General features: G+C 57.3%; 12 protein-coding genes. 8 read left to right on the top strand and 4 right to left on the bottom strand.

Features of this window, described 5'->3' with window-relative positions:
- Positions 1-246 precede the first annotated feature (246 nt).
- Positions 247-1176 (top strand): hypothetical protein, encoded by a 930-nt coding sequence (locus tag ARC85_RS12820; RefSeq protein WP_272999070.1) that lies wholly within the window; start codon positions 247-249, stop codon positions 1174-1176.
- A gap of 470 nt (positions 1177-1646) precedes the next feature.
- On the opposite strand, the gene ARC85_RS12815 is transcribed toward ARC85_RS12820, so the two are convergent.
- Complete coding sequence (locus ARC85_RS12815) at positions 1647-2690, bottom strand: IS110 family RNA-guided transposase (protein WP_153741053.1); 1044 nt, start codon at positions 2688-2690, stop codon at positions 1647-1649.
- 443 nt (positions 2691-3133) lie between these two features.
- Between ARC85_RS12815 and yghU the strand changes: the two genes are divergently transcribed.
- Genes yghU through ARC85_RS12800 form a run of 3 tightly spaced genes read left to right on the top strand, consistent with a single transcriptional unit; the run spans position 3134 to position 7278 of the window.
- The gene (yghU, locus tag ARC85_RS12810) at positions 3134-4006 is read left to right on the top strand and encodes a glutathione-dependent disulfide-bond oxidoreductase (RefSeq protein WP_153741054.1); all 873 of its coding nucleotides are present in this window, start codon (positions 3134-3136) and stop codon (positions 4004-4006) included.
- Positions 4007-4022: 16 nt separating this feature from the next.
- Entirely contained in the window at positions 4023-6428 is a 2406-nt protein-coding gene (locus ARC85_RS12805; RefSeq protein ID WP_286714963.1) for a Lon protease family protein, read from the top strand.
- Positions 6403-7278, top strand: coding sequence for a universal stress protein (locus ARC85_RS12800; RefSeq protein WP_227548916.1), 876 nt, complete (start codon positions 6403-6405; stop codon positions 7276-7278). The genes ARC85_RS12805 and ARC85_RS12800 overlap by 26 nt, the downstream gene beginning before the upstream one ends.
- 27 nt (positions 7279-7305) lie before the next feature.
- Here the strand turns inward: ARC85_RS12800 and ftsH are convergent, their stop codons facing one another.
- Genes ftsH through ggt form a run of 3 tightly spaced genes read right to left on the bottom strand, consistent with a single transcriptional unit; the run spans position 7306 to position 11257 of the window.
- Positions 7306-9207, bottom strand: coding sequence for an ATP-dependent zinc metalloprotease FtsH (gene ftsH, locus ARC85_RS12795; protein WP_153741057.1), 1902 nt, complete (start codon positions 9205-9207; stop codon positions 7306-7308).
- Positions 9204-9452, bottom strand: a complete 249-nt coding sequence (locus tag ARC85_RS12790) for a YkoF family thiamine/hydroxymethylpyrimidine-binding protein (RefSeq protein ID WP_011784528.1) — start codon at positions 9450-9452, stop codon at positions 9204-9206. The genes ftsH and ARC85_RS12790 overlap by 4 nt, the downstream gene beginning before the upstream one ends.
- Before the next feature lie 44 nt (positions 9453-9496).
- Positions 9497-11257: a gamma-glutamyltransferase gene (ggt, locus tag ARC85_RS12785; protein ID WP_153741058.1), complete on the bottom strand. Its 1761-nt coding sequence runs from the start codon at positions 11255-11257 to the stop codon at positions 9497-9499.
- Positions 11258-11401: 144 nt separating this feature from the next.
- Here ggt and purU point away from each other — a divergent pair, with 144 nt between their 5' ends.
- From purU to pheA, 4 genes are all read left to right on the top strand, one after another.
- Complete coding sequence (gene purU / locus ARC85_RS12780) at positions 11402-12256, top strand: formyltetrahydrofolate deformylase (RefSeq protein WP_153741059.1); 855 nt, start codon at positions 11402-11404, stop codon at positions 12254-12256.
- A 126-nt stretch (positions 12257-12382) separates the two neighbouring features.
- Complete coding sequence (gyrA, locus tag ARC85_RS12775) at positions 12383-14953, top strand: DNA gyrase subunit A (RefSeq protein ID WP_014421825.1); 2571 nt, start codon at positions 12383-12385, stop codon at positions 14951-14953.
- Positions 14950-16032: a 3-phosphoserine/phosphohydroxythreonine transaminase gene (gene serC / locus ARC85_RS12770; RefSeq protein WP_011784532.1), complete on the top strand. Its 1083-nt coding sequence runs from the start codon at positions 14950-14952 to the stop codon at positions 16030-16032. Before gyrA ends, serC begins: the two co-directional genes overlap by 4 nt.
- Positions 16033-16034: 2 nt before the next feature.
- A complete protein-coding gene (gene pheA / locus ARC85_RS12765; RefSeq protein ID WP_011784533.1) occupies positions 16035-17132 on the top strand; it encodes a prephenate dehydratase in 1098 nt (365 codons plus the stop codon).
- The last annotated feature ends 3 nt before the right edge of the window (positions 17133-17135 follow it).

The raw sequence follows: 17135 nt of genomic DNA, 5'->3' as shown, positions 1-17135 counted from the left end.
GGCGGGAAATAGGCAAAAATCGAACAAAACAGAGGGTGATAACGCCAAAATCGCGCTTGAATGGCTTTTTTTCGAGTTGAAAAGCGATTCAGCGATAAATCAGGCGTTAATCAGACCCTCCTTAAGGCGAGAAGTCGGAGAAAACGGTGATGCCTAACCATCGCAGGCACGGCGACGTCTTTTTCATTGCGGCTTCGCCTCCATTCCAAAGTCGCGCATGCTATGGGCGTTAGGCAAGAGGGATTAATGGAAATATATAGGGTTGGATTCGTTTTCAGTAGATGTTTCGTTCAAAAGGAAATCAAGCTCCCTTCCGCGACAGTAAAGCCACTTTCGCCTACTGGTTTTGCTGGTGAGATCCATGAGGGTAAGAAGAAGCTTGAGTCAGTACGTTTTAGTTTCACGCGAAAGGATCTCGAAAACACGCTGAGGAACTACGCGAGCACTGGGCACTGCACGCTTGTGGAGTTTGAAGCCGTTGAAGGTGATAGCTTCGTCGAAGCGATAGAAAGTAAAGAAGACGAAGCGGAGAATATTGTTGGTGCTTTGTCTGTGATTTCCGCTAACCCAGCGACTCCACTATGTGCATTTGCTGAAGGGCCTGAAAATCCTGGTATAAAGTTCTACATTCCTTCCGACCGTGTTATTCGGCACGGCACTAATATTCCCGGATATCTTGATGCTCTTCCGGACATTGAGCAAAAAGCGCAGACGGATACAAAGTTTTCGCTATTGCTTCGCCTGTTTCGGGCCTCCCTCCGAGAGTCGGAAATCGACAATCAGATATTGTTCCAGCTCATCTTATTCGAGGAGGCATCTGACAATGAAGACGCATCGTCATTTGCTGAAAGGCTGAGAAGCTTTAGTGAGAAAATTGGATTTTCCGGTGACCTAGCGTTGTTAGCTACTGAATGCGGCGTACGGTTGCCAGAAGGGCGAGATGTCATTGATTTGCTGGTCAAATTAAGGAATTCGGCTGCGCACAATGGGAACATCAGTGAACAAAGCCTACGGGAGTTTAACGGCGACTGGGTGGTGCCAGTAGTGCATGACAAGAAAAAGCTGCACAAACTTATCACCGAGGCGGTCAGATATATGTTTTGTTGCCTTGTTGGGCATACCAGAGACAATATGGCGGTCAAAGTAACTGAATCTATTGAGATCAGGTTTGACTAATGCCTAACACATATGAGCCTTCTCGGAATCAATAGGCAAGAGTCATTTTTTGGCCGCGCCAGCGGCCAACCTAAATCCATGAGCGAGAACGCCTGCTTCGTCAGTCTCGCGGAGCTGTCAGGCACTTACAGCAAACACATATAGGGGCTCTCTTACGTGGCTTTAGGCCACTGCCTGACCGGTCGTTCCATCAGTGGGTCAGGGGCACCAGACATTCATCGGTTAACCGGTCACTGGTACTATTCAAACGACGGGCTGCATGGCTCCAGTTAGTGTCAGGCTCAGGACCGGTGTAAGCGCACTGGCTCATGGTATTAAGGCACGCCCACGGGCTGGCTAATCAAGTCGCTCTGGCTTCAACATCGGTGACAGAAAACCGCTTGGGTATCGGTGTACCAGTCAGCAGACTTGCGGTCTTCGGTGTCATCCTTTCTGATCCAGTTAGACGTCTTGCTCAGCCCGTGGCGTGACTAACCTCTCAAGAACCGTTGTTCATCGAACACCCTCTTGTCTTTGAGCATGAAGTACACAGCTCTACCCAACTTGTGTGCCAAGGCGGATAGGGCCTTGGGTTTGTTCATGCGCTTCTGCAATTTTTCGACGTAGCGTTTGGCCTTGTCGTTGTTACGAATGAACAGCACCGCCGCTTCTGAGAACGCCCACTTCAAATGAGCATTGCCGATCTTGTTGCCCTGAGTGCCGTAGATTTTGCCGGCGGATTCGGCTTTGCACTTCACCAGGCGAGCGTAGGACGCGAACTTCTGAACGGATTCGAAACGTTGGATATCGCCGACTTCGTAGAGAATGGTTAGGGCCAGAATGCGACCAACTCCAGGAATGGTCTTCAGTACGTTGAGTGATGCCGGGTCGTGTTGCTTGGCTTGCTGCTCCAGGTGCCACTCAAGCTTTTTGAGTTCGTGCTGATAGCAGTCGACGATGGCCAGGTCCAGATCGATATTGCGCTGAACGTCTGGATCGCTAAAAGCGGCGGTCAGTTGTGATCGGCCACCAGGGTTGTTGAGGTTGGCTTTGCTGGGCGGCAGATTGTACTGGCCCAGAGTGTTCACTGCGTGGGCCTTGAGCATGGCACCATGCCGGACAATGCGGGTACGGCGGCGCAATAGATCGCGGGAGGCCCGCATCTCCCTGGGGTAGACGTAAGTCAATGGGAAATTGCCACCGCGCATGAGCATGGCGATCTTGAAGGAATCAATACGGTCGTTCTTGGTTTTGCCGCCATGGATCGCCTTCATGTACAGCGCATGGCCCAGAATGAAGTTGATGCCGTGTTCTTCGCACAGGTCTGATATCCAGTACCAGCAGTGCATGCATTCGACACCCACGACCAGGTCATCACGGAAAGGTTCGAGCAGGGCGAGTAAAAGTTCAGGCTGGGCTTTGATTTCCTTGTGCAGAAGGACCTCGCCCTGTTGGTCGATGATGCAGACGTACAGACTACGGGCGTGCAGATCGATTCCACAATAATGGCGATGGGTGCTAAGGTAAAAGTTCATTGAGTCTTCTCCCTTGTAGTGCTTGGTCGCCTTCCAGCTTAGCGGGTAACCGCAGGGCTGGGGAGAAGGCTCAATCAGTATCAAGTGCAGGCACGGCGACGCCCACTACATTGCGCCTTCGGCTCTATTTCGTAGGCGCGCATGCTGCAAGCGTTAACCACACTGGCAATCTGGAGAGCCGTATATTGTGGAAGTTTGATCCAGTCATCAGGAATGCTAGCTATTATCGTCGGCGCTGGTCATTCATTAATGGTTTGTTCAGTTTCGTGTTTCTGGTTGCCGGTGCGGTGGTTCCATTGCAGTCCAGTTGATCCAGAGCCGAGTATAGCTCAATAGCTGTGACCGATTATTGACCCCGCGCAGGCGTATTCCACGTGCGTACCCGTGCCTGATTCGGTTACAGTCATGCCATTAATCCTGTAAAGCCAATGGGAGAAAACTGAATGACTGAGCCGACTTACACACCTCCGAAAGTCTGGAAGTGGGACCCGAACAACGGCGGCAAATTCTCCAATATCAACCGTCCCATTGCCGGGCCCACCCATGAAAAAGAGCTGCCCGTGGGTGAGCATCCGTTCCAGCTCTATTCCCTGGCAACGCCCAACGGTGTGAAGGCAACGGTCATGCTTGAGGAACTGCTGGAAAAAGGCATCAAGGAAGCAGAGTACGATGCCTGGCTGATTCGAATCACCGAAGGGGATCAGTTCAGCAGCGGTTTTGTGAAGGTGAATCCGAACTCCAAGATCCCTGCCATGCTTGATCGCAGTGTCGAACCGGCCATCCGGGTATTTGAATCTGGTTCTATTCTGTTCTACCTGGCAGAGAAGTTTAATGCGTTTCTGCCCAAAGACCCGGCCAAGCGCACTGAAACCATGAACTGGTTGTTCTGGCAGATGGGCAGTGCGCCCTTCCTGGGGGGCGGCTTCGGGCACTTCTTTGCCTACGCGCCAGAAAAGTACGAGTACCCCATCAACCGCTACACTATGGAAGTGAAGCGTCAGTTGGATGTGCTGGATCGCCAGCTGGCGGATAATCAGTATATTGCCGGTGATGAATACACCATCGCCGATATGGCCATCTGGCCCTGGTACGGAGCCCTGGTGAAGAACATGGTGTACGAGGCGGCCGAGTTCCTGGAAGCTCACACCTACACCAACGTGGTTCGCTGGACCGACGAGGTGGCCAAACGCCCGGCAGTAAAGCGTGGCCGTATGGTGAACAAGGCCTGGGGCGATCTTGCCTCCCAGCTGCACGAGCGGCACGATGCCAGCGATTTTGATTTGCGCACCCAGGACAAACTGGAAGGCAACGCCTAAGCCATAAGGAGGATGGATGGCTCTGCCCGACGCTCTGACCGAAGCACAGATCTACCATCGGTGCCCGCTGGACAAACTGGATTTTGAAACCACGGAAAGCCTGGAAGATCTGGCTCTGCCCTTCGGTCAGGATCGGGCACTGCGTGCCCTGGAATTCGGGGCCAGCATGAAGGCCCAGGGTTTTAACCTGTTCGTGTTGGGGCCCTCCGGTGCCGGCAAGCATGAGCTGGTGCGGCGGGTATTGGCCAGCCATGCCGCGGAAAAACCGGTGCCGTCGGACTGGTGTCATGTGTTCAATTTTCAGCAGTCGGACAAACCCGGGGCCATTGAGCTGCCGCCGGGGGAGGGGCGCTTGTTCAAGGCCGATATGAGCGAACTGGCCAACGAACTGAAGACCACCATACCGGCCACCTTTGAAAGCGAGGAATACCAGGCCCGTATTCAGGAATTGCAGGAAGAGGTTACCCGGCGCCAGCAGCAAGGCCTGTCTGAGATTCAGGAAGAGGCAAACGCCAACAATATAGCCATGCTCACCACCCCGGCAGGTTTTACCTTCGCGCCCATGCGCAACGGCGAGGTGATTGAACCTGAGGAATACAAGACCTTCTCCGATGAGGAAAAGGAGTTGGTCGAATCCAAGGTGGAAGACCTCCAGAAAAAGCTGCAGCAGGCCATCCAGCAGGTGCCCCGGCTACGCAAGGAAGTCCGGGAGCGGGTCCATGCCCTGAATGAGGAAATGGTTCAGCTTACCCTGGGCGGCCCCATGGGGGAGCTGCGCGAGAAGTGGGGGCACGTGCCGGCCGTGGTCGCGCACCTCGACGCGGTGCGAGAGGATGTGGTGGAGCATGCCGAGGCGTTTCAGGATACTGAAAACGGCGCACCGGCAGGGTTGTTGAACCGCTACCGGGTGAACCTGCTGGTGGATAATGCCGAGACCCGTGGGGCCCCCGTCATCTATGAAGATCTTCCCAACCACCAACACCTGGCAGGTCAGATCGAACACCGGGCCCACCAGGGTAACCTGTACACGGATTTCACCCTGATTCGGGCCGGGGCTCTGCATCGGGCCAACGGTGGCTACCTGATCCTCGACGCCCGGCGGGTACTGTCGCAGCCCATGGCCTGGGAAAGCCTCAAACGCATACTCTTTTCCGGCGAGATCCGCATCGAATCCCTGGAGCGCCTGTATGGCCTCGCCACCACGGTAAGCCAACAACCGGAGCCGATTCCGCTTTCGGTAAAGGTGGTGCTGCTTGGCGACCGGATGCTGTATTACCTGCTGTCCCACTACGATCCGGACTTTCTGGACCTGTTCAAGGTGGAAGCGGATTTTGAAGACGACATGGAGCGGGATGAGGCCAGCTACATACTCTACGCCCGGATGATTGCCACCATGGCCCGGTCGGCTGGCGTAAGAATCCTGGACAGGGAGGCGGTTGCCAGGTTGATTGAACACGCGAGCCGTCTGGCCAGCGATCAGAACAAGCTGACGGCCCATGATCGTGTACTGAAAGATCTGCTCACCGAGGCGGATCATTGGGCTGGTGTGGCCGACAGCCCATACGTGTGCGCCAGCCATGTGCAGCAGGCCATTGACGAGCGGGACTACCGGGCGAGCCGGGTCCGCGAGCGTAGTCTGGAGCAGATTCGCCGGGGCGTGGTGATGATTGCCACTCAGGGCGAGCAGGTGGGGCAGGTGAATGGTCTGTCGGTACTGCAGCTAGGCGCCACCCGCTTTGGCCAGCCCACCCGAATTACAGCTACGGCGCGCCCTGGCAAGGGCCAGGTGGTGGATATCGAGCGGGAAGCCAAGCTTGGTGGGCCGATCCACAGCAAGGCGGTGATGATTCTGTCCCGGTTCCTGGCCAATCGTTATGCGCCGATGAATGAGCTTTCACTGTCGGCCAGTCTGGCCTTTGAACAATCCTACGGTGGCGTGGAAGGGGATTCTGCCTCGGTGGCGGAAACCTGTGTGTTGTTGTCCGCCATCGCCGGCGTTCCGCTCAAGCAGTCCCTGGCGGTTACCGGCTCCATGAACCAGCATGGTGAGGTGCAGGCGGTGGGTGGCGTCAACGAAAAGATTGAAGGCTTCTTCAATGTCTGCCGGCAGGACGGCGGCGTAAACAGCCAGGGTGCCTTGTTGCCGGCCAGCAATGTGGAGCATCTGATGTTGAATGAATCGGTGCGGGAAGCGGTGCAGGACGGAAGGTTCTCCATTTATCCCGTTACCCATATCGACCAGGCCATTGAGTTGTTGACGGGCCTGGAGCCGGGGCAACCGGATGCTGATGGCGTGTTCCCTGAGGGCAGCTTTAACCGACGCGTGGCAGACAGGCTGGCCGCGTTTGCCGAGGTTGGCAAAAGCAAGGACAAAGACACGGGTCAGGATAATGGCAATGGCGGACACAACGGTCAGTCATAAAACTCCGGAGCCAGACCCCGCCGTAGCCCGGCGGATATTGGTGTTGCTGGATGGTTCCAGGCGGAGTCTGGCAGCCCTGGAGGCTGCGGCAGACATTGCTCGTGCGCAGCAAGCCGAAGTTCTGGGTATCTTTGTGGAGGAAGTAAGCCTGCTGCGTAGTGCCGGTTACGGTTTTGCCCGGGAAGTGGGCCGGAGTTCCGGCGTGGCGAGGCCCATGGATGTCGACGCTCTGGAAGTCCGTATGCAAGCAACTGCAGAGAAGCTTCGCCGTACTCTCGAGCGAACCCTGGCGCCCTGGGGTGTGGCCCAGGCACTGAGATTATGCCGGGGTGAAGTGGTAGAGCAGGTATTGGGGCTGGTACAGCCTGATGATTTGTTGGTGCTCGGCGGGGCTGGCTGGTCCGGTATTTCATCTTTCAAGCTGGGCTCAACCGCGCGGGGCCTGTTGCGGCAGGCGCCGGGAGATGTGCTGTTGTGGCCGGAATCGCGCTCATTACCACCGGGCAGGGTGGTGGTGTTGCTGAACCACGATCAGGGCGCGAATCATCGGGCTGTGCGGGTAGGCGTGGAGCTGGCCAGGCGTGGGCAGCGGGCGCTGACGGTTCTGGTGCGCTCAGACGCCGCTGATGATCGCGAATTGCTTGAGGAGCTTGCAGCCATGCTTGAAGCCGGGGGCATTGCTGCCCGGGTCAGGCGTTTGCCCAAAGCCGGTGCTGCTGCCATGGCGAGGGCCGTGCGGGAGGAGGGAGCAGCACAGCTGGTGATCAGCCGTCAGTGCAGCCTGTTTGAACAGCAAGGCGCGGAGTCCCTGCTTTGCCAACTGAATCTACCGGTCACCATCACGCCCTGAGCAAACCGCTGTTGTGCCGGCAGTTGTTCAGGCGGTCTCCCGGCTGCGAGCTTCCTCCAGCACCTCGGTTATTTCCCCGGCTGACAGGGTTTCCCTTTTCATGACGGCTCTGGCAAGGGCATCCAGTTCCTGCCGGTGTTCGGTCAGGAAGCTCACGGTAAAGGCTTCAAAGGCCAGTAATTGCGACTGGATTTCCGAGTCGATCATTTCCGCGAGTTTTTCGCTGTACTCCCGGGGCGCGCCCATTTCCCGGCCAAGGAACACATGTTCTTCGCCGATGCCCAGGCCCAGCGGGCCGATCTTTTCGCTCATGCCCCACTGGCCGACCATTCGTCTCAATAGTTTGGTGGCTTCTTTCAGGTCATTCTGGGCGCCGGTGCTGACCTCTCCGTAGATGATCTTTTCGGCAGAACGCCCGCCCAGCATCACCTTGATGCGGTCCTCCAGGTAACTTTCGGTGTAATTGTATTTGTCTTCTTTCGGGGTCTGTTCGGTCACTCCCATGGCCATGCCGTGGGGAATAATGGTGATCTTGGTGAGAGGATCTGCCTTGGGCATGTAATAGGCCATAATGGCATGCCCGCATTCGTGGTAGGCCACGGCTTCACGCTCTTCCGGTGTTAACTGGGCGTCCCTTTCCTCACCCAGAATCAGGCGATCGTGAGCCACTTCAAAACAGTGGTTGTTTACCTCAACGAGGTTGTCTCGGGCGGCTGTAAGGGCCGCTTCGTTCACCAGGTTTTTCAGGTCGGCGCCGGAGAAGCCGGTCGTGCGCGCGGCCACCTGCGTCAGGTCCACATCCGCAGCCAGCGGCACCTTGCGCACATGTACCTTCAGAATAGCTTCCCGGGCCTCCCGGTGAGGGCGGTCCAGGGTGATTTTCCGGTCAAACCGGCCCGGGCGCAGCAGAGCGGTGTCCAATACATCCGGGCGGTTGGTGGCGGCCAGCACAAGAACGTTCTCATGGGCCTCGAAACCGTCCATTTCCGTGAGAATCTGGTTCAGGGTCTGTTCGCGCTCGTCGTGGCCGCCCCCCAGGCCAGCTCCCCGTGAGCGTCCGACGGCGTCCAGCTCATCGATAAAGATCAGTGCCGGGGCTTCCTTGCGAGCCGTCTGGAACATGTCCCGAACCCGTGCCGCGCCAACGCCCACGAACATTTCGATAAACTCCGAGGCGCTGATGCTGAAGAAGGGGACTTCCGCCTCGCCGGCAATGGCCCGCGCCAACAGGGTCTTGCCGGTGCCCGGCGGGCCAACCAGGAGAACCCCTTTAGGCATCACGGCGCCCAGACGACGATACTTATCCGGCGACTTCAGGAAGTCGATAATTTCCGAAATGTCCCGTTTTGCGGACTCAATGCCCGCTACATCGTCCAGTGTCGTGGTGGAGGTTTCTCTGCGGGCGCGGCGGGCCCTGGACTTGCCATAGTCAAAGGGGCCGCCGCCCTGAGTCATGCGTTTCTGGGCGGCACCCCAGAACCAGAACATCAGCGCCAATAACAGGATCCAGGGCAGGAAGCCCAGGATCAGCTCCTGCCACCAGGGGCGGCCGGAGCGGGAGCCTCGAACCAGTACTTCCTGTCTTTCCAGTAGTGGTAGTAGCTCCGGGTCTTCCACCTGTGGCCTGAGCGTTATGAAACTGCTCGACGGTGGCCGGCTGTCGTTGGCAAACCGGCTGGCACCGGAATCCGTAAAGCGTCCGCTGATCTCTTCGGTACGCAGGGTAACTTCGGCAACCTGGCCGCTCATGACGGCCTGTTTGAACTCGGAATAAGCCAGTTCCTGTTGTTGCTGTTGGTTATTGCCCTGTAGCCACAGGAACATCAGGAAAATGGCCGCGCTCAACCACAGAAACGAGTACTGGTTGGGTATCGCCGGTTGCGGCTGCGGTGACTGATCCTGCTTTCCGGGTTCGTTGCTGGGTGTCATTTCGGCCTCCGGTCACCCTCCATGATTTTCGCTACAAACACCGATTTGCCGTAGGTCTCGAAAGACCATTTCATGGTGTCTGAGAGCACTTTCATCACTTCGTCATACTCGCCGAAGATCTCGGTACTCATGCGACCAGGGTGGACCTCAAGGCTGGTCTGCTCCAGGCGTGCAATCAGATCCCAGATCGGTTGTTTGTAATCGTCCTTGAGCGGATAGCAGCTCAGTTGTACGGAAAGATACATCAGTTACCTCCTGTCCGGTATGCGCCCGGTCAATATTGAATGGCTCAGAATCCCATGGCAGACGAGGTGCTGCGCCGGGGATCGGCTCCGCCGTAAAGCGTGCCGTCTTCGCCAATCAGGATGCTCTGGATGGCACCCATGGCCGAGCCGGTGTTGATGGTGTGCCCTCGCGCCCGTAGCAGGTCCAGAGTGTCCGGGCTGATACCCTGTTCCACCCGAATCTCGTCCGGTAACCATTGGTGGTGGATACGCGGCGCACTGACGGCTGTCTGTATGTTCATATTATGGTCGATCACATTCATGATCACCTGCAAGGTGGTGGTGATGATCCGGGAGCCGCCGGGGCTGCCGGTTACCAGGAAATTCCGGTTGTCCTTCCGTACGATGGTCGGCGACATGGAGCTGAGCATGCGTTTACCTGGCTCCACTTTGTTGGCTTCGCCGCCGATCAGGCCATAGGCATTGGGAACCCCCGGTTTGGCGCTGAAATCGTCCATCTCGTTATTGAGCAGAAAGCCGGCACCGGCCACGGTAATGCCCGAGCCATAGCTGAAATTGATGGTGTAGGTGTTTGATACCGCGTTGCCCCAGCGGTCCACCACCGAGAAGTGTGTGGTCTCCGGGCTTTCCCGGGGCCCAGGTTTTCCAGGCGCGATCTCGCTGGCGGGCCGGGCCTTGTCTGCCTTGATGGATGCGCGAAGTTGGTCGGCGTAGCCCTTGCTGGTCAGCCCTTGCAGCGGCACAGCTACGAAGTCTGTATCCCCCAGGTATTCCGAGCGATCTGCGTATGCAAGTTTCATGGCCTCGGCCATGTGGTGGATGGTGTTTGCGGAGTTGTGCCCCCAGTCGCCGATGGGGTAGTCCTCCAGAATGTTGAGGATCTGCACGATGTGAGTGCCGCCGGAGGAGGGCGGCGACATGGAGTAGATATCAAATCCCCGATAGGTGCCGTGGACCGGCTGGCGAACGGCGGGTTCGTAGTTGCGCAAGTCTTCCAGAGTAATCAGACCCTCGCCCCGTCGCATTTCCGCCACAATCAACTGTGCGGTTTCACCTTCATAGAAGCCTTTTACGCCCTGCTTGGCAATGCGCTGGAGGGTGTCGGCCAGTTCCGGCTGGCGAAACACTTCGCCAGGTTGTGGGGCCGATCCATCTTTTTTATAGAAGGTAGCGCGGGTGGCTGGCCAGCGTTCAAGGCGGTCCCGGGCCTGCTCCAGGCCTTCGGTGAATCGGTGGGGTACCACAAAACCCTCCCGGGCCAGTCGAATCGCCGGGGCCAGGGCCTGGCTCAGGCTCAGGGTGCCGTGCCGCTCCAGTGCCAGCGCCAGCCCGGCTACGGTGCCGGGTACCCCGGCGGCCTTATGGCTGAACCGGCTGCGCTCGCTCACGACATTGCCGTCCTGATCCTGAAACATGGTTTCGGTGGCTGCAGCCGGTGCGGTTTCGCGATAATCAATGGCTTCCGGGGCATCGCCGTTACCGGGCGAGTAGACCAGAAAGCCGCCACCGCCAATATTGCCGGAACGGGGTTGGGTGACGGCCAGGGCGAAGCCGGCGGTAACAGCGGCATCAATGGCGTTGCCCCCGTCTTTCAATACCTTCAGGGCAACCTCTGTGGCCAGGGTGTGGCTGGTGGCAACCATACCCTGGGAGCCCTGTACCGGATGGAAGCGCTCCCCTTCCAGAATGGCCTGTTCGTTGGCGTTTGTGCTACTGGCAAGCAGGAAAAGCATCAGCGCGGCTGTCGCTCTCCAGAGCCGCCTGTGGCTGATTTTCGAAGCGGGGCTGTAGATCACTCTGTCCATGGTCGGATTCCTCGTTTCTGGCTGTCAGATAGGCTATCATAGCCGGTCATTTTTACCGGTGCGTACCGACCATCGCCGTGAATGTCCGGTTTGTGGTTTCCTGTCGCGCCCGCTTTCCCCGGATTCAAGTTAAGGAAAGGCTTCATGGAGCATACCTATCGTCTTGTTATTTCCTGCCCGGACAGGGTCGGGATTGTTGCCAAGGTGAGTAATTTTCTGTCCACCTATAACGGCTGGATTACCGAGGCGAGCCACCACTCCGATACCCAGGCCGGCTGGTTTTTCATGCGGCATGAAATCAAGGCCGAATCGATACCGTTCGGGCTGGACCAGTTCCGTGCCGCCTTTGAGCCGATTGCCCGCGAGTTCAACATGAACTGGCACATTGCTGATTCCGCGCGCCCCAAACGGGTTATCCTGATGTGCAGCAAGGAATCACACTGCCTGGCCGATCTGTTGCACCGTTGGCACAGCAAAGAGCTCAACTGCGAGATCGTTGCGGTGATTTCCAACCACGATGATCTGCGCCGTATGGTGGAGTGGCACGAGATTCCTTACCACCATGTGCCGGTGAGTAAAGAGAACAAGGCTGAGGCCTTCGCTCATATCGACGAGCTGTTCCAGCAATACGAAACCGACGTGGTGGTGCTGGCCCGTTACATGCAGATTCTGCCTGCCGAGCTTTGCGGAAAGTACTCCGGCAAGGTGATCAATATTCACCACAGCTTCCTGCCGTCGTTTGCGGGTGCCCGCCCATACCATCAGGCCTACAGCCGGGGTGTGAAGCTGATTGGTGCCACCTGCCACTATGTCACCGAGGATCTGGACGAGGGCCCGATCATCGAGCAGGACGTCATTCGGATCAGTCACAGCGACTCCATCGAAGACATGGTTCGTCTGGGTAAGGATGTGGAGAAAAATGTTCTGGCCCGGGGCCTGCGGTCCCACATTGAAGACCGCGTGATTACCTACGAAAACAAGACCGTGGTGTTTGATTAAGGCTTTACCACAGTTGCCCCCGGTGGGGGCGGTCTGTGGTATGCTTGGCGGCTTGTTGAAGAATAAAGACGGGGCCCGGAAACGGCCCCGGAACGACTTCCAGATAACGCAAAGGAACCTTTCTCGATGGGTGAGTTAGCCAAAGAGATCCTGCCGGTCAATATTGAAGACGAGTTGAAACAGTCCTACCTCGACTACGCCATGAGCGTTATCGTTGGCCGGGCATTACCCGATGTCCGGGACGGCCTGAAGCCGGTACACCGCCGGGTACTGTTCGCCATGTCCGAGTTGGGTAACGACTGGAACAAGGCCTACAAGAAGTCTGCCCGTGTGGTGGGTGACGTTATCGGTAAATATCACCCCCACGGTGACTCTGCGGTATACGACACCATCGTTCGAATGGCTCAGCCATTCTCCCTGCGCTACCCGCTGGTAGACGGCCAGGGTAACTTCGGTTCCATTGACGGCGACAATGCCGCCGCCATGCGTTACACCGAAATCCGCATGGAGAAGATCGCCCATTCGCTGCTGGCGGATCTCGACAAGGAAACCGTCGATTACGTAGACAACTACGACGGCACCGAACGTATTCCGGAAGTCCTGCCGACCCGTGTGCCCAATTTGCTGGTGAACGGCTCCTCCGGTATTGCCGTGGGTATGGCCACCAACATTCCGCCCCACAACCTGACGGAAGTGGTGAACGGCTGCCTGGCACTGATCGATAACCCGGATCTCACGGTCGATGAGCTGATGGAATTCATCCCGGGCCCGGACTTCCCCACCCAGGGCATCATCAATGGCCGTGCCGGTATCGTGGAAGCCTACCGCACAGGACGTGGCCGCATTTATATCCGTGCCCGCCACGAGATTGAGCAGGACAAGAAAACCGGCCGCGAATCCATCATCATCACCGAGCTGCCTTACCAGCTGAACAAGGCCCGTCTGATCGAGAAGATCGCGGAACTGGTGAAAGAAAAGCGTCTGGAAGGTATCTCTGAGCTGCGTGATGAATCGAACAAGGAAGGTATCCGGGTTGTGATCGAATTGCGCCGGGGCGAGAACCCGGATGTGATCATCAACAATCTGTTCGCCCAGACCCAGCTGGAAACCGTGTTCGGTATCAACATGGTGGCGCTGATCAACGGCGAGCCCAAGACCCTGAACCTGAAAGAAATGCTCGATGCGTTTGTGCGCCATCGTCGGGAAGTGGTCACCCGCCGCACTATCTATGAGCTGCGCAAGGCTCGTGAGCGGGGCCATATTCTGGAAGGTCTCACCGTTGCCCTGGCCAACATTGATGAAATCATCGAGTTGATCAAACAGTCGCCCTCTGCTGCAGAAGCGAAAGAAAAGCTGATGGACAAGGGCTGGGCGCCTGGCGACGTACTCGCGATGTTGGAGCGTGCAGGTGAAGATGCTTGCCGCCCGGATGATTTGCCGGAGATTTATGGCCTCCGAGAAGGCCTGTACCACCTGTCGCCGGAGCAGGCCCAGGCGATTCTGGATCTGCGACTGCACCGCCTGACCGGTCTGGAAACCGAAAAGCTCCAGAACGAGTACAAGGAAATCCTGGAGAAGATTGCCGATCTGCTGGATATCCTGGGCGACCCCGAGCGTCTGATGCAGGTGATTCGTGACGAACTGGCAGAAATTGTCAGCCAGTATGGCGATGAGCGCCGTACCGAGATCACCAGCTCCCGTCGCGACCTGACCATCGCAGACCTGATCGACGAAGAAGATCTGGTGGTGACTATTTCCCACAGTGGCTATGCCAAGACCCAGGCCGTTGAGGATTACCAGGCCCAGCGCCGTGGTGGCCGGGGTAAAGCGGCAACGTCGATGAAGGACGAAGACTTTATCGAGAAGTTGCTGGTTGCGAATTCCCACGACACCATTCTGTGCTTCTCCAACAAGGGTAAGGTGTACTGGCTGCGGGTGTTCGAGATTCCCCGCGGCAGCCGTGGCTCCCGTGGTCGCCCCATGGTCAACATTCTGCCGCTGGACGAAGGAGAGCGTATTACCACCTTCCTGCCGGTACGGGATTACCCGGAAGATCAGTTTGTGCTGATGGCCACCTCGGCCGGTGTGGTCAAGAAGACACCGCTGCCGAACTTCTCGCGCCCACGCAGCAGTGGCCTGATTGCCCTGAATCTCGATGAGGGTGACACCCTGATTGGTGCCGCCATTACAGATGGTTCTGCCGAAGTGATGCTGTTCTCCAGTGCCGGTAAAGCGGTGCGCTTCCAGGAAGAGCAGGTTCGCCCGATGAGCAGGACGGCTCGTGGTGTCCGCGGTATCAAGATGCCGGAAGGGCACCATGTCGTGTCCCTGATCATTCCGCAGGAAGGCGGTGTGATTCTGACGGCCAGTGAGCATGGTTATGGCAAGCGCACGGCCATTGATGAATTCCCGGCCTACAGCCGTGGCAGTCAGGGCGTTATCGCCATGCAGTGCTCCGAGCGAAACGGTAATCTGGTGACTGCGCTGCAACTGTTTGATGGCGACCAGATGATGCTGATCTCCGACAAGGGCACACTGGTGCGTACCCGCACTGATGAGGTGTCGGTACTGAGCCGGAATACCCAGGGCGTGCGTCTGATCCGTCTGGCCCAGGAAGATGAGCGCCTGGTGGGTGTGGAGCGGATTGCAGAATCCGATGATGAAGAAGAAGTGGAAGGCGAGGAAACCGAAGAATGAGCAGGGCGTTCAATTTCTGTGCTGGTCCGGCCACCTTGCCGGAAGCTGTGCTGAAGCAGGCCCAGAGCGAAATGCTCGATTGGCGCGGCACCGGCATGTCAGTGATGGAGATGAGCCATCGCAGCGACGAGTTTGTTGCCATTGCAGAAGCGGCTGAGAAGGATCTCCGTGAATTGGCCGGTATTTCAGATGATTACGCTGTACTCTTCATGCAGGGTGGAGCTTCCAGCCAGTTCTCGACCATTCCGCTGAATCTGCTTGGCGACAAAACCTCGGCCGATTATGTGAACACCGGTATCTGGTCGAAAAAGGCCATTGCCGAAGCCAAGCGCTACGGCAATGTGAATGTCGTCGCCAGCTCTGAAGACAGCGGGTTTACCACCATTCCGGATCAGTCCGGCTGGAATACCAGCGCCGATGCCGCTTACCTGCATTACACGCCGAATGAAACCATTGGTGGTCTGGAATACGACTTTATTCCAGACAGCGGCGATGTACCGCTGGTGGCGGATATGTCTTCCACTATGCTGTCCCGGCCGCTGGATATTAGCAAATTCGGCCTGATCTATGCCGGTGCCCAGAAGAACATCGGCCCCTCGGGCCTGGTGGTGGTGATTATCCGTAAGGATCTCCTGGGTAAGGCCCGGAAAGAGACACCGACCATGATGAATTATCAGGTCATTGCCGATAACGGCTCCATGTACAACACCCCGGCGACCTATTCCTGGTACCTGTCCGGGCTGGTGTTCAAGTGGCTGAAAGAGCAGGGCGGTGTCCAGGCCATGGGTGAGATGAACGCCCGGAAAGCGAAGAAACTGTATGGTTTTATCGATGCCAATGATTTCTACGCCAACCCCATTGAGCCACGCTTCCGCTCCTGGATGAACGTGCCGTTTACACTGGCCGACGATGCGCTTAATGGCGAGTTTCTAAAAGGCGCAGAAGCCCGGCATCTGCTCAACCTGCAGGGGCATCGCTCCGTCGGTGGTATGCGTGCCAGCATCTACAACGCTATGCCCGAAGAAGGCGTCGACGCCCTGATCGACTACATGGCGGAATTTGCGAAGGAGCGTGGCTGATCATGACGGATGAGAAGACCCGCCTGGGGGAGCTAAGGGAAGAGATCGACGCCCTCGATCAGCAGATCATGGAGCTGATCAGTGCGCGGGCGAAATGTGCGCAGGAAGTGGCCCATGTCAAAATGGCGGCCAATCCCGGTGAAGATGTGTTCTTTTACCGGCCTGAGCGGGAAGCTCAGGTGCTGCGCCGGATCAAGGAAAAGAACCCGGGGCCTTTGCCCGCTGAAGAAATGGCGCGGCTGTTCCGTGAGATCATGTCGGCTTGCCTGGCGCTGGAAAAGCCCATGCATATTGCCTTCCTGGGCCCGGTTGGCACCTTCACCCAGGCGGCGGCGCTCAAACACTTCGGCCACTCTGTCGTCAGCGTGCCGCTGCCTGCGATTGATGCGGTATTCCGCGAGGTGGAGTCCGGTGCGGCGCATTACGGTGTGGTGCCGGTGGAGAATTCCACTGAGGGTATGATCAATCACACCCTGGATATGTTCATGTCTTCGCCGTTGAAAATCTGCGGTGAGGTGCAGCTTCGCATTCATCATCATCTGCTGGTATCGCCGAAGCACAAGGATGAGGAAATTACCCGCATCTATTCCCATCAACAGTCGTTCGCCCAGTGCCGGCAGTGGCTGGATACACATCGCTACGGTATTGAGCGTATTACCGTTTCCAGCAATGCCGAGGCGGCGCGCCGTGCGGCTGAAGAGCCGGGTGCGGCGGCGATTGCCGGAGATATGGCGGCGGAGCTGTACGGTCTGGAAAAGCTGGCTAACAGCATTGAGGATCGCCCGGACAATACCACCCGCTTCCTGATCATTGGGCGGGAAGAGGTGCCGGCCAGTGGCCAGGACAAGTCCTCGATTCTGGTCTCCATGCGCAACAAGCCGGGCGCTTTGTACCAGCTGCTTGAGCCGTTCCATCGTCACGGCATCAGCCTGACACGGATTGAAACGCGGCCTTCGCCCAGTGGTACCTGGGCTTATGTTTTCTACATTGATTTCGAAGGTCACATGCAGGATGACAGGATCAGCAAGGTACTGGCTGAAATTGATGAAGAAGCCGTGGAGCTGAAGCGCCTGGGGTCCTATCCCATCGGCGTACTTTGATTT

It is taken from the genome of Marinobacter sp. tcs-11 (genome assembly GCF_002049515.1).
Taxonomy (GTDB): Bacteria; Pseudomonadota; Gammaproteobacteria; order Pseudomonadales; family Oleiphilaceae; genus Marinobacter; species Marinobacter nauticus.
The sequence above is the reverse complement of the archived record's forward strand: the minus strand, read 5'-3'. Positions and strand labels throughout refer to the sequence as shown.

Coding starts and splice junctions, on each gene's coding strand:
- ARC85_RS12820 (WP_272999070.1), top strand. CDS start 247: ATGGAAATATATAGGGTTGGATTCGTTTTCAGTAGATGTTTCGTTCAA.
- ARC85_RS12815 (WP_153741053.1), bottom strand. CDS start 2,690: ATGAACTTTTACCTTAGCACCCATCGCCATTATTGTGGAATCGATCTG.
- yghU (WP_153741054.1), top strand. CDS start 3,134: ATGACTGAGCCGACTTACACACCTCCGAAAGTCTGGAAGTGGGACCCG.
- ARC85_RS12805 (WP_286714963.1), top strand. CDS start 4,023: ATGGCTCTGCCCGACGCTCTGACCGAAGCACAGATCTACCATCGGTGC.
- ARC85_RS12800 (WP_227548916.1), top strand. CDS start 6,403: ATGGCGGACACAACGGTCAGTCATAAAACTCCGGAGCCAGACCCCGCC.
- ftsH (WP_153741057.1), bottom strand. CDS start 9,207: ATGACACCCAGCAACGAACCCGGAAAGCAGGATCAGTCACCGCAGCCG.
- ARC85_RS12790 (WP_011784528.1), bottom strand. CDS start 9,452: ATGTATCTTTCCGTACAACTGAGCTGCTATCCGCTCAAGGACGATTAC.
- ggt (WP_153741058.1), bottom strand. CDS start 11,257: ATGGACAGAGTGATCTACAGCCCCGCTTCGAAAATCAGCCACAGGCGG.
- purU (WP_153741059.1), top strand. CDS start 11,402: ATGGAGCATACCTATCGTCTTGTTATTTCCTGCCCGGACAGGGTCGGG.
- gyrA (WP_014421825.1), top strand. CDS start 12,383: ATGGGTGAGTTAGCCAAAGAGATCCTGCCGGTCAATATTGAAGACGAG.
- serC (WP_011784532.1), top strand. CDS start 14,950: ATGAGCAGGGCGTTCAATTTCTGTGCTGGTCCGGCCACCTTGCCGGAA.
- pheA (WP_011784533.1), top strand. CDS start 16,035: ATGACGGATGAGAAGACCCGCCTGGGGGAGCTAAGGGAAGAGATCGAC.